This window comes from Pseudomonas sp. B1-22 (assembly GCF_050474425.1).
GTDB lineage: Bacteria > Pseudomonadota > Gammaproteobacteria > Pseudomonadales > Pseudomonadaceae > Pseudomonas.
The window spans coordinates 225,931-238,402 of record NZ_JBCHVH010000006.1; the positions used below are offsets into that span (position 1 = coordinate 225,931).

General features: G+C 66.4%; 11 protein-coding genes. 5 read left to right on the forward strand and 6 right to left on the reverse strand.

The window, feature by feature from the left end:
- The first annotated feature begins 43 nt into the window (after window positions 1-43).
- Entirely contained in the window at window positions 44-688 is a 645-nt protein-coding gene (locus ACQ5BL_RS23050; protein ID WP_279577221.1) for a hypothetical protein, read from the forward strand.
- 94 nt (window positions 689-782) lie between these two features.
- Here the strand turns inward: ACQ5BL_RS23050 and ACQ5BL_RS23055 are convergent, their stop codons facing one another.
- Window positions 783-1,409, reverse strand: coding sequence for a LysE family translocator (locus ACQ5BL_RS23055; protein ID WP_243805363.1), 627 nt, complete (start codon window positions 1,407-1,409; stop codon window positions 783-785).
- A gap of 144 nt (window positions 1,410-1,553) precedes the next feature.
- Between ACQ5BL_RS23055 and ACQ5BL_RS23060 the strand changes: the two genes are divergently transcribed.
- On the forward strand, window positions 1,554-2,027 hold the full coding sequence (locus ACQ5BL_RS23060) for an Lrp/AsnC family transcriptional regulator (protein ID WP_243805599.1): 474 nt from the start codon (window positions 1,554-1,556) through the stop codon (window positions 2,025-2,027).
- Here the strand turns inward: ACQ5BL_RS23060 and ACQ5BL_RS23065 are convergent.
- From ACQ5BL_RS23065 to ACQ5BL_RS23075, 3 genes are read right to left on the reverse strand one after another with little or no spacing between them, the layout of a single operon-like run.
- The gene (locus ACQ5BL_RS23065; RefSeq protein ID WP_279577219.1) at window positions 2,020-2,937 is read right to left on the reverse strand and encodes a biotin-dependent carboxyltransferase family protein; all 918 of its coding nucleotides are present in this window, start codon (window positions 2,935-2,937) and stop codon (window positions 2,020-2,022) included. The genes ACQ5BL_RS23060 and ACQ5BL_RS23065 overlap by 8 nt on opposite strands.
- On the reverse strand, window positions 2,934-3,611 hold the full coding sequence (pxpB, locus tag ACQ5BL_RS23070) for a 5-oxoprolinase subunit PxpB (protein WP_243805362.1): 678 nt from the start codon (window positions 3,609-3,611) through the stop codon (window positions 2,934-2,936). The genes ACQ5BL_RS23065 and pxpB overlap by 4 nt, the downstream gene beginning before the upstream one ends.
- Window positions 3,608-4,363: a 5-oxoprolinase subunit PxpA gene (locus tag ACQ5BL_RS23075; RefSeq protein WP_243805361.1), complete on the reverse strand. Its 756-nt coding sequence runs from the start codon at window positions 4,361-4,363 to the stop codon at window positions 3,608-3,610. The genes pxpB and ACQ5BL_RS23075 overlap by 4 nt, the downstream gene beginning before the upstream one ends.
- Before the next feature lie 129 nt (window positions 4,364-4,492).
- On the opposite strand from ACQ5BL_RS23075, the gene lpxO reads away from it, so the two are divergent.
- A complete protein-coding gene (gene lpxO / locus ACQ5BL_RS23080) occupies window positions 4,493-5,392 on the forward strand; it encodes a lipid A hydroxylase LpxO (protein ID WP_207884146.1) in 900 nt (299 codons plus the stop codon).
- Between the two features lie 224 nt (window positions 5,393-5,616).
- On the opposite strand, the gene ACQ5BL_RS23085 is transcribed toward lpxO, so the two are convergent.
- Together ACQ5BL_RS23085 and ACQ5BL_RS23090 are read right to left on the reverse strand one after the other, a co-directional pair.
- Complete coding sequence (locus ACQ5BL_RS23085; RefSeq protein ID WP_243805596.1) at window positions 5,617-8,163, reverse strand: PepSY domain-containing protein; 2,547 nt, start codon at window positions 8,161-8,163, stop codon at window positions 5,617-5,619.
- Between the two features lie 302 nt (window positions 8,164-8,465).
- Window positions 8,466-10,769 carry a TonB-dependent receptor gene (locus ACQ5BL_RS23090; protein WP_243805360.1) on the reverse strand — a complete coding sequence of 768 codons (2,304 nt, stop codon included), beginning with the start codon at window positions 10,767-10,769 and terminating at the stop codon, window positions 8,466-8,468.
- Window positions 10,770-10,971: 202 nt separating this feature from the next.
- On the opposite strand from ACQ5BL_RS23090, the gene ACQ5BL_RS23095 reads away from it, so the two are divergent.
- On the forward strand, window positions 10,972-11,652 hold the full coding sequence (locus tag ACQ5BL_RS23095; RefSeq protein ID WP_243805359.1) for a Fe2+-dependent dioxygenase: 681 nt from the start codon (window positions 10,972-10,974) through the stop codon (window positions 11,650-11,652).
- A gap of 5 nt (window positions 11,653-11,657) precedes the next feature.
- Entirely contained in the window at window positions 11,658-12,449 is a 792-nt protein-coding gene (locus ACQ5BL_RS23100; protein WP_243805358.1) for a tetratricopeptide repeat protein, read from the forward strand.
- Window positions 12,450-12,472: the final 23 nt, after the last annotated feature.

Here is a 12,472-nt window from a genome sequence, read left to right on the forward strand (position 1 = left end):
GCCCAGCACCGCAGTGGCCGTTATCCACAGGGCCACGCCAGTCATGCTGTTGTTCTTCCTTCTGCTCATCCTCGTTGCCGCGATCATCGCCAACGTCCAGATCCACAAGTGGAAACGCCGGCAACGGCAGGACATCCGCGCAGCCGTGGGCGCACGGAAGAAGGCGACACCGAGGAAGAAGGTCCAGCAGGAAATCGACCTTGACGAGATCGACTGGGACGGCCTCGATGAGGAGGAACCGGGCCTGCCCGCTCCCGCGCCGACGCCTGTTGTGCGCCCCAGTCCCGCGAAGGCCCCCGTCACGCCCGCCGAGACCCAACCGAAAGCGGAGCCAAAGGACACATTCCATCCGCTGGAGCGCGCCCTGCCACAGGGGCAACTGTCCGCCGCGCAGCGCAACGAAGCCATGACCCAACTGCTCAAGGCCAACCTGTACCTGCCCGCCCCGGAGCCCGGCGAGAAACACGTCGTGCTGGACATGGACGATGGCGGTTACGTGCCCGTCGCTACCCACCCGGCGGCCGCCGCCATCGCTTTGGGACATCTTGCCGAGAACCTGCAGCAGCGCAACGGCGCGCAGCTATTGCGCGAATTGCGCGGCACGGAACTGGGTCTGCTGGTGGTGGCGCGCAATCCGCAGAAGCCGTCCGTAGCGAGGCTGTGGAAAATCCAGCCGGAAGACCTTTGAGGGAAACACCCTGTAGGAGCGAGCTTGCTCGAGAACCTCCTGGCAGCGGAGCAGGGCCATTCGCGAGCAAGCTCGCTCCTACGAAAGCCCCAGTTCAAAGGTCACGGATCAGCGCAAGGCGTGCACCGAAGCCCAATAGAATTCCGCCAAAGCCCCACTGCTGCACCCGCTGCATCAGCCGATGCCGCGCCAGCCAGCGCCCCATGCGCTCGCCGCTGAGCGCATAGAAACTGTCGAAGCCAAAGCCGACCACCACCAGCACGCCGCCCAGCACTGCGAACTGCATGGCCAGCGGGCCGTTCTGCGGCTGGATGAATTGCGGTAGCAACACAGAGCAGAAGATCAGCGCCTTGGGGTTCAGCAGATTGGTCAGCACCCCACGGCGGAAGGCTCGCCCATAGCTCGCCGGGGATTTCATGCATTCGGCGCTCTCCACCCCGAGACCGACAGGCGCCCGCAACAGTTGCAGCCCGATCCACGCCAGGTACACACCGCCGACGATACGTACGGCATCGAAGGTCCAGGGCGCCGTGCGGAACAGCAGCGCCAGCCCGGTCGCCGCCAGCGCCACATGGCAGGCCCGCGCCAGCGCCAGCCCGACGGCGGTCGCCAGCGCGGCGCGACTGCCATCGCGGGCACCGGTGTGCAGCAGGAGAATCATGTCCGGCCCGGGCAGCAGGTAGACCATCGCCAGGGCCAGCAGGAACACGCCGATATCCATGAAAGCAGCTCCGCAAAGGTGATCGCGGATAAGGATTCTATGCCCGAAGGCCAAGGCAGGTGCTTGCGTATTCAGCCATGATTGGCAGACTGGTTGGCATGTTCTGCCAATTCAGACCCGCAACAGATATCACTTATGCCAAACATCAAGCTGGACGCCTACGACCACCGCATCCTCGCCGCCCTGCAGCGCGACGGCCGCCTGACCAACGTGCAGCTCGCCGAGGAAATCGGCCTCTCGCCCTCCCCCTGCCTGCGCCGGGTGCGCCTGCTGGAAGAGGCCGGGATGATCCGCGGCTACCACGCCGAGCTGGGTCGCGACGAAGTCGGGCTGGGCCTGACGGTATTCGTCGGAGTGAAGGTCGAACGCCACAGCGACAGCAGCGCGTCCGCCTTCCGCCAGGCGGTGATCGACCTGCCGGAAGTCATCTCGGTGCACCTGGTCAGCGGCGAGTCGGACTTCCTCCTGCAAGTGGTGCTGCCCGACCTGCGCGCCTACGAGCAGTTCCTCACCGGCACTCTGCTCAAGCTGCCGGGCGTCAGCGACATCCGCAGCAACTTCGCCATCCAGACCGTGAAGGAGTCGGCGCCGCTGCCGCTGCGGCACCTGCCTAAGTAGCGAAGAAACCCAGGAACTCGCGCAGGTCCGCCTGTGCCTGTTCCACCGTCGACTCGGCAAAACGCACCTCGCTGTGCGCCGGGCATTGCGCCAGGCGGCCGATGTCCAGCGGGTGCAGAACGCCCAGCAGCGGGTAACCGCCCATGGTCTGCCGGTCAGCCAGCAGGATGATCGGCTGGCCATCCGGCGGCACCTGGATCGCCCCTTCCACAACCCCCAATGACCACTGCCGACGCGGCGCGCTCATTGCCTCGCCGCGCAGGCGCACGCCCATGCGGTCGGACTGCGGGTTGATCCGCCAGGGCTGGTCGAAGAAGGCTTGTCGCTGTTGCTCTGTGAACGCATCCGGGCCGGGCAGCACACGCAGCGTCGGGACTTCGCGGTAATCCGGTTGGTAGGGCCAGGGCACGCTGGCAGCGCGGGCGAAACGTCCGCCTTCTGCGGTGCACTCCAGCATATCGCCCACTGCGAGCGGCTGGCCGTTGCCCGCGAGACCGCCGAGCTGTTCCCGCGTCTGGGTCGAGACGCTGCCCAGCACCGGCTCCGCGTGGAAGCCGCCCGCTGCGGCGAGGTAGGCTCGCTGGCCGGCGCGGGCGAAGCCCAGTTTCAGACGCTGCCCTGCCCGCGCGCGAAAGCGCGACCAGGCCGGCAGCGGTTCGCCATCGAGACTCGAGGGCAGCTCGGCGCCCGTCAGCGCCAGCCAGGTATCGGCCTGTGTTTCCAGCTCCAGGCCGCCCAGGGCGATTTCCAGCAGCGCAGCGCCGGGCGCATTGCCCAGCAGGCGATTGGCCCAGGCCGCCGCGTGTTTATCGACCGGGCCACCGGGCGATACGCCCAGCCCCTGCCAACCATGGCGCCCACCATCCTGCAGCAGGCACAGCGGGCCGCAGGCGATGACCTTCAGGCTCATGATTCGCCACCGGCGGCGCGGAAAGCCGCTTCGTCGATGGGCACGAAGCGCACGCGGTCACCGACCGCCAAGGGGCAAGGCGGTTCCTGATGCGGATCGAACAGACGTTGCGCGGTGCGCCCTATCAGATGCCAACCACCCGGCGAGGCCTGTGGATAAACCGCCGTCTGCCGTTCGGCGATGGCCAGGCTGCCGGCCGGAACACGAGTGCGCGGCGTGGCCCGGCGCGGCAGGGCGAGGCGTTCGTCCAGCTCGCCGAGGTAGGCGAAGCCGGGGGCAAAACCGATGGCGCCGACGCGGTAGTCATGACCGGCGTGCAGGTCGATCACCTCTGCGGGTGCAAGTCCGCAGAGACGAGCAATTTCCGCAAGGTCTTCGCCGGCGTACCAGACTGCAATTTCGTGCAAGCGTCCCGCAGCCACTGCGTCCGAGCCGCCCGGCCAGTCCACCAGCACAGCCTGCACGCGGTGCTGCAGTTCCGGCAGGTCGATGCGCAGCAGGTCGTAGTGAAGCAGCAACGTCGTCCAGCCCGACACGCAGTCGGTCAGCGCCGGGCCGAGCTCGGCCCGCAGGCGCCCGGCGAGGCGGGCGATGCGTAATGGCAGCGTCTCGTCGGGCTGCTCGGCCAGGGTGATCAGCAACGCCGTGGCGCCAAACGCTTCGACGCGAATCATGCCTGGTCCAGCAGCCCACGCAGACGGCGCAGCACCGCCAGGGACTCGGGATTGTCGCCATGCACGCAAAGGCTGTCGGCGCGCAGCCGCAGCGGGTTGCCGTCGATGTCCGGGAAGGGCTCGCCACGAGCGATGGCCAGGGCCTGGTCGAGGATGCGCTCCGGCTCGTGGTGCACGGCATTGGGCAGGCGACGCGGAGCGAGCTGGCCGTCGGGCAGGTAGGCGCGGTCGGCGAAAGCTTCGAACATCAGCGGCACGTCGGCGGCGTCGGCCAGTTGCAGCTCGCGGCTGTTGTCGGCCAGCGCCAGCACCATCAGTGGCAGGCTCTTGCGGTAGGCGGCGCAGGCGTCGAGCACGGCCGATAGCAGCGCGTCGTCGCGCACCAGGTCGTTGTACAGCGCGCCGTGGGGCTTCACATAGTCGACGCGGGTGCCGGCGGCACGGCAGAAGGCGTCCAGCGCGCCGAGCTGGTAGAGCACCAGCGCCTGGACTTCCTCGGGCGAACAGCTCATGTGGCGGCGGCCGAAGCCGGCGAGGTCCGGGTAGGCGGGATGGGCGCCGATGCTGACACCGTGCTCCACCGCCAGGCGCACGGTGCGCTGCATGGTCAGCGGGTCGCCGGCGTGGTAACCGCAGGCGAGGTTGGCCTGGTCGATCAGCGGCATGGCATGGGCGTCGTCCCCCATGCGCCAGGCACCGAAGCTTTCGCCCATGTCGCAATTGAGCAGAATCCGCGCAGTGCGTTCGGTCATCGGGGTCACCATCTTTCGAAAGTTCCTACAGGTTAAGGCAGACGCCGGCCTTTGGCCTTTGGAGAATACTCAGTCAGGGTCGGCAGGAGTACCATCCACACGTTAGACACGCGGAAACCTGCCTGAATGATCAAAGCAGCTATCCTGGCCACCTTCGGCCTGAGCATCGCCTATGTCCACCTGCGTGGACGGGTGCGCCACAAATTCTCGCGCCAGCTGACCGACCACTCCAGCTTCCTGGCGCCGATCAATTGCCTCATGTATCTGTTCTCGAAGGTACCGGCCCGCCCGTACCTGGCGACCGACGACTTCCCCGAAATGCGCCTGCTGACCGAGAACTGGGAAACCATCCGCAGCGAAGCCCTGCACCTGCGCGACGCCGGCAGCATCAAGCGCTCCGAGCAGCTCAACGACGTGGGTTTCAACTCCTTCTTCAAGACTGGCTGGAAGCGCTTCTACCTGAAGTGGTACGACGACAGCCATCCCTCCGCCGACGCGCTGTGCCCCAGGACCACCGAGCTGCTGCGGCGGATTCCCTCGGTGAAGGCGGCGATGTTCGCCGAGCTGCCGCCCGGCTCGCGCCTGGTGCGCCACCGCGACCCCTATGCCGGCTCGCTGCGCTATCACCTGGGGCTGATGACGCCGAACGATCCGGCCTGTTTCATCGAGGTGGACGGCGAGCGCTACCACTGGCGCGACGGCGAAGCCGTGGTGTTCGACGAGACCTATATCCACTACGCCGAGAACACCACGGAGCATGACCGGGTGATCCTCTTCTGCGACATCGAGCGTCCGTTGAAGTACCGCTGGGCCACGGCCTTCAACCGCTGGTTCAGCCGCAACGTGATGGCCGCGGCGGCCTCGCCCAATGACGCGGGCGACAGGACCGGCGCCATCAACCGCGCCTTCGCCTCGCTGTACAAGATCCGCCTGCACGGCAAGGCGCTGAAGAAGCGCAATCGCAAGCTGTATTACCTGGAGAAGTGGGGAGTCCTGGCGGCGCTGCTGGCGGTGATCGTCTGGGTCTGAGCTGCGTTCGTGATATCAAGGCCTCCGCATTGGCGGGGGCCTTTTTGTTTCCAGGCGATTGAAAAGCATCGCGGGCATGGCCCGCTCCTACAGGGGGAGTCAGGCGCAGGGCATTTGATCTTGTAGGAGCGAGCTTGCTCGCTCCTACGAAAAACAGCTGCTACCGAGATGAGCCTTATCGTAGGAGCGGACTCCGTCCGCGATTGGCTACCCTAAACGCCGGATCAATAAACGTCGCGCCGATAGCGCCCGCTCTCCAGCAGCGCCTCGACCTCGGTATCGCCCAGCATCTCGCGCAGCGTGCGGTCGACGCCTTCGGCCATGCCCTGCAGGCTGCCGCAGACGTGGATCACCGCGCCCTCGTCCAGCCACTGGACCAGCACGTCGCCGCTGGCGCGCAGGCGATCCTGCACGTAGACCTTCTCGGCCTGGTCGCGGGAGAAGGCGACGTCCAGGCGTTGCAGCTCGCCCCGCGCCAACGCGCCTTCCAGCTCTTCGCGGCAGTAGAAGTCATGGGCGATATTACGCTCGCCGAACAGCAGCCAGTTGCGCCGGCGACCTTCGGCGATGCTGGCGCGCAGCAGGCCGCGCAGGCCGGCCAGTCCGGTGCCGTTGCCGATCAGGATCAGCGGCCGGTCCTCCTCGCTGAGGTGGAAGCTGCGGTTGCGGCGCAAACGCAGCAGCAGGCTGCCGCCGTCCGGCAGGTACTCGGTCAGCCAGCCGGAGCAGATGCCCAGCGAGCCGTCGGCGTGCTGCTCCTGGCGCACGATCAGTTCCAGCGCACCATCGCTGCGCAGCGAGGCGATGGAGTATTGCCGCACCGAGAGCTTGATCAGCGCGTCGTACAGCGCCTGGCCGTGCAGGCCGACCAGGTGTTCGAGGTTGCCCGGCAGCAGGCAGCCGGCCAGGGCCACCCGCAGCGGCGTGGCGATGCCGTCGGCCTGGATGCGGGACTCGCCGTCCAACCCGAGACGCTTCAGCCAGGCGCTGACCAGGAATTCCGGCTGACGCGGGACGATTTCCACCAGGTCGCCGGCACTCCAGTCGATCTGCGAATCGCTGGGTGCGGCCAGGCGCAGCAGCCAGGTGGATTCGCCCTGGCTGCCCGGATTGAGATGTTCGCGGCCGGCCAGGGTCCAGACCTCGAAGGCCGGCGCAGTGAGGGCAGCCTGCGGTGCGGCGCCGGAGAGTTCGGCCAGGCGCTGCTGCCAGTCGTGCAGGGCGGCGGCATCGCCGTTGTCCACCTCGACGCCATCGAACAGCGTCCGCGCACCCTGCCCTTGCAGCCAGCCTTGCAGGCGGCGGGCGAAGCCGCAGAACTGGTCGTACTGGCGATCGCCCAGGGCGAGCACGGCAAAGCGCAGATCAGTCAGGCCAAGGCGTTGGCCCAGCAGCTGACGCTCGAAACCACGGGCACTGTCCGGAGCCTCGCCGTCGCCGAAGGTGCTGACCACGAACAGCGCGTTGCGGGTCTGCTCCAACTGCGCGCGGTCCAGCTTCGCCAGCGGCTCCACGCGCACCGGCAGGCCGGCGGCCTGGAGTTGCCCGGCGCTCTGCCAGGCGAGGCGCTCGGCGAAGCCGCTCTGGCTGGCGTAGCCCACCAGCCAGGCGTCGGCACCGGCGTCATTGCTCAGCTCCCCTCGTGCCGCCCGAGCCGCGCGCTTCTTGCGGCGGCGGTCTAGGTAGAGCAGCCAGCCCGTGACGAAGAACAGCGGCATCGACAGGCTCGCCAGCATCATCAGGATGCGCCCCGGCAGACCGAAATAACTGCCCACGTGCAAGGCATAGACACTGGTCAGCAGTTGCCTGCCGAACGAACTGTCGTTGTAGCGCTTGTGGGCCAGCAGCTTGCCGCTGGCCGGGTCGATGCTCATCTCGTTGAAGGCGCGCTCGTGGGCGGCATCATCAAGGAGATAGAAGACGGTGGCGGGCTGGCCCTGCACCGGCGGCAGGCGCAGGTTGTAGGTGGCCATCGCAGGGCCGCCGGTCTGCTGGATGGTGGCCCAGACGGCGCTGGCATCGACCACCGGCGGCGGACCTTCCGGCGCCGGGCCGCGCTTGCCGCCGCCACGCTGGCCGCCCTTCTGCTGGCCGGCGGGGGCGTCGTCGAGCAGCTTGAACAGGCCGGCGCGGTACCAGTCGTAGGACCAGTACAGGCCGGTCAGCGTCGCCAGCAGGTAGAACGCCAGGCACCAGGTGCCGGCCACGGCGTGCAGGTCCCAGTTGAATGCCCGGCCCTTCTTGGCCCAGTCGAAGGTCAGCCAGGCACGCCAGTTCAGCGCCTTGCGCGGCCAGCGCAGGTACAGGCCGGACAGGCACAGGTACAGCAGGATCAAGGTGCAGGCGGCAGTGACCTGCTTGCCCGCCTCGCCCGCGGCGAGGAAACGGTGCAGCTGCATGACGAAGTTGAAGAAGCCTTCGCCCCTGGGCGCCGGCAGGAACTCCCCGGAGTACGGGTCGACGTAGCGCGACTCGCCACGGCGCTGGCCCGGCTTGGGCGTGTAGAAGAGCTTGCCGGCCTGGTTGCCATCGATGCTCACCCAGACGAAGGCGACCTTCTTGCCCGGCTCGGCGCTCTCCACCCGGCGGATCAGTTCGTCCATCGGCAGCGTGCCTTCGGCACGCTTTTCCACGGTGAGGCTGGCGGGATTCATGGCGCGCAGGATTTCGTCCTGGAAGGACAGCATCGCCCCGGTCAGGCCCATCAGCGCCAACACCAGGCCGGCGCTGATACCGAACAGCCAATGCAACTGGAACCAGACTTTCTTCAACACCGTGGCCTCACGTCATGCCGCACTCTGCGCGGAACGGAATTTTATTGAGAACGGCTCGCAAATGCAGCCGTCTTTTACAACCTTTACCCAGGGCTTACACACACAAAAACCCCGGCCGAGGAGCGTCGGCCGGGGTGGTTCGCCCGCAGGCGAGCCTTAGAACCTGTTTACGATCTCGCGAGCTAGAGCAGAACAAGGCAAAAACAGGCGAGGACGCGGAGTTTACGAGCTGTAAATGAGCAGTCCTCGCCTGTTTTTAACGCAGTTATGCCGACGCGCAGCTGATCGTAAACAGGTTCTTAGAAGTGGAAGTTCGTGGACAGCAGCACGGTGCGGCCCGCCGCCTGGGTCGCATAGTGCGAGGCGTAGGCCTTGTCGAAGTACTTCTTGTCGAAGACGTTCTGCACGTTGAGCTGGAAGTCGACGTTCTTGCTCAGCTTGTAGGCGGCCATCGCGTCGTAGCGCCAGTAGTCCGGGACGTACATGGTGTTGGCCACGTCGCCGTAGACCTTGTCGACGTAGAAGGTGCCGCCGCCGATGGTGGCGTTGGGCAGGACGTCGTAGGTGGTCCACAGGCTGAAGCTGTTCTTCGGCGTGTTGGGCATTTCGTTGCCATCGTTGGACGGCACGTTGGCGGTGATGTTGCCGTTGCGGCCGGTCTTGCCGGCTTTCACCAGCTCGCTGTCGAGGTAGCTGTAGCCGGCGAAGACCTTCCACTTGTCGGTCAGCTTACCGCTGGCGGTCAGCTCCAGGCCATCGACGCGGGACTGGCCGGCGTTGTCGTAGGTCTGCGGCGCCACCAGGATCCTGGCGTTGTCCTTGTCGGTGCGGAAGATCGCGCCGGTCAGCTCCAGGCGCTCATCCAGGAAGCTCCACTTGGTGCCGATCTCGTAGTTGGTGGTTTCTTCCGGCTCCAGGTTGTTCTTCACCGAGAAGGCGTCCACCGCGTTGGAGGTGTTGCCGTTGTCCAGCATGGCGCCCGGCGGCGTCGCCGAGGTGGCGTAGGACGCGTAGATGCTGCCGTTGGGCGCCGGCTTGTAGACCACGCCGGCCTGCCAGTTCCAGAAGTTGGAGTTGTCTTCGAACTTGGTGGTAGTGGGCGTTGCGGCGTGATTCTTCGCGGTGGTCTGGAAGCTGTCGAAGCGCGCACCGAAGTTGACCTGCCACTGCTCGTTCAGGTCCAGGGTGTCGAAGCCGTAGATGGCCTGGGTGGTGCCCACGGTGTTCATCGGCTTGTAGTTGCGGGTGATGCTGCCGTTCCACGGGTCGTGCGGGTTGGGGTTTTCCAGGCTGGTGCAGTTGTAGCCGCTGGGCGCGCCGACCATCGAGGGGTTGCACTTGTTTTTGTTCAGACCGGTGTCAGTGTCGACCGTGTAACTGTCGCGCTTGCTGTCCTCGCGGGAGAACTCGAGGCCGGTTGTGAAGCTGTTCTTGAAGCCGGCCAGGTAGAACTCGCCGAACAGGTCGGTCTGGTTGGTCGCGGTGGTGGTGGTGCTGATGCGGTTGTTGTTGCGCCGCCACACGGTGCCGTTGTTGACGTTGCCCTGACTGTCGTCGGGCTGCGTCATGATGTAGTCCTGGTGGCTGGTGCCGTAGCGCGTGGTGTTGCGCAGGCTCAGGTTGTCGTTGAAGTCGTGCTCGAAGGTGATGGTGCTGGTGTCCACGCGGCTCTTGGAGAAGTCGCGGTCCTCCAGGCCATAGAAGTTGTCACGATCGACGTTCACCGGCTTGTCCGGGTTGTGCTTGCTGCGGTCGGCGCTCTTGGCGTACGGGATGCCCGAGTCCGGGGTGTCGTCGCTTTCCAGGTGGTAGTGGCTGACCGTGAGGCGGGTCGGGCCATTAAGGCCGAAGGTCACGGACGGCGCAATGCCCCAGCGGCTGGCGTCCACCGCCTGGCGGCCGGCGACGTTCTGGTCGTGGGTCATCAGGTTCAGGCGGAAGGCAGCGTTGCCGTCGAGGAACTCCTGGTTGGTGTCGAGGGTGTAGCGTCGGGTCTGGTCGGAACCATAGGTGAAGCTGCCGTCGGTGAAGTTGCCGGCCTTGGCCTGCTTGCTGATCAGGTTCAGGCTGCCACCGGCCGAGCCACGGCCACCGAAGGCCGAGTTCGGGCCCTTGCTGACTTCGATCTGTTCCAGGTTGAACACTTCACGGGACTGCGCGCCGGTGTCGCGTACGCCGTCGACATAGGTGTCGCTCTGGGCGTCGAAGCCACGGATGAACGGACGGTCGCCGGTCGGGTTGCCGCCCTCGCCCGCGCCGAAGGTGATGCCCGGCACGGTACGCAGGGCATCCTGCAGGGTCAGCGCGCCGGTGTCCTTGATCACCTGCTGCGGCACAACGGTCACCGAGCGCGGGGTATCCAGCAGCGGTGCGGTGTACTTCTTCGACGCGGACTTCTCGACGTTGTAGGTCGTCGGGTCCTGCTGCTGGGTACCGACGACGGTATCGGCGTCGAGGGACAATACGTCCTGGCTCGGCTTCTTCTCCGAGGATTCGGCGGCATGGGCCAGGTGGCTGCCGGACATGGCGGTGATGGCGACACCGACGGCGGATGCCAGCAGGCGCGGCGTGTTGCCGGCGAGATCGGACGATGGGCGCGACATTGCAAATCCCTCCCCAGGGGCTCATGAAGGCCGCGCAATCTATTGCAATTAAGAATTCATATCAATTACTAGGCATTATCATACGCATCTGATTTACAAGATTTACATTTCATGACTGACCTGTGACAGGGCGTAGCGGTTGTAGCTAGCTATTGCAAATCATTATCATTGACAGCTTCTCAGGCACCGACGGAACCGCCCCATGCTGTTGCACATTCCCGGCATCTTCACCCGCGAGGAAGTGACGCGAATCCGCGCCGCCTTGGAACAGGCTGAATGGGGCGACGGCAAGGCCACCGCCGGTTACCAGTCAGCCCGCGCCAAGCACAACCTGCAACTGCCGCAGGACCACCCGCTGGCCCGCGAGATCGGCGAGGCCATGCTGCAGCGCCTGTGGAGCAACCCGCTGTTCCAGTCCGCCGCGCTGCCGCACAAGGTCTTTCCGCCGCTGTTCAACTGCTACACCGGCGGCGGCTCCTTCGACTTCCACATCGACAACGCCGTGCGCGACGTCCAGGGTGGCCGCGAGCGCGTGCGCACCGACGTCTCCTCGACGCTGTTCTTCAGCGATCCGGAGGACTACGACGGCGGCGAACTGGTGATCCACGACACCTACGGCACCCAGCAGGTGAAGCTGCCGGCGGGCGACCTGGTGCTCTACCCCGCCACCAGCCTGCACAAGGTCAATCCGGTGACCCGTGGCGCGCGCATCGCCTCGTTCTTCTGGACCCAGAGCCTGGTGCGCGAGGACAGCCAGCGTGCCCTGCTGTTCCAGATGGACCAGTCGATCCAGGCGCTGACCCGCGACGTGCCCGAGCACCCCGCGCTGGTCGAGCTGACCGGTACCTACCACAACCTGCTGCGCCGCTGGGTGGATGTCTGACGCCCATGAGCTTCGTCCTGCGCCGCACCGAAGAAATCGCCGTTGAAGACCTCGCCGGCCAACTTGCCGATGACCCGCGCCAGGCCGCGCGGCTGATCCTCGCCGCCGCCCGCGACGGCGAACTGGAAGCCCAGGCCCTGCTCGGCCAGATCCTCCTCGACGGCCACGGCATCGAGCGCGACCCGGCGCTGGCCCTGACCTGGTTCGGCATCGCCGCCGGACGCGGCCACGCCATGGCGCGCAACATGCTCGGTCGCTGCCTGGAGCACGGCTGGGGCGGCGTCGCCGATCCCGCCTCTGCCGCCGGCCACTACGCACTCGCCGCCGAAGCGGGACTGGACTGGGCGATGTACAACCTGGCCAACCTGCTCGCCACCGGACGCGGCGTGGCGCGCGACGAGGCCCGCGCCCTGGCACTCTATCGCCGGGCAGCGGAACTGGGGCACGCCAAGTCGATGAACCTGGTCGGCCGCTTCTACGAGGAAGGCCTGGTGGTTCCCCGCGATGCCGAGGCCGCCTATCGCTGGTACCAGCGCTCCGCCGAGGCCGGCGACTTCCGCGGCCAGTTCAGCCACGCCACGGTGCTGGCCGAGGCCGGCGACCTGGACACCGCCCTGCCCTGGCTGCAGCGTGCGCTGCACGGCGGCAACCTGAATTTCCTGCGGGTCGCCCGCGAGCAACTGGCCCGCTCCCCGCTGGAGCCCCTGCGCCAGCTGGCCCTCGCCTACTGCCAGCGCGCCGCCGAACTGGGCGATGAATCTGACAGAATGCGTCTGAATTCGCTGCGTCCAGCATAGGATCATTGCAACTTGACGCATTT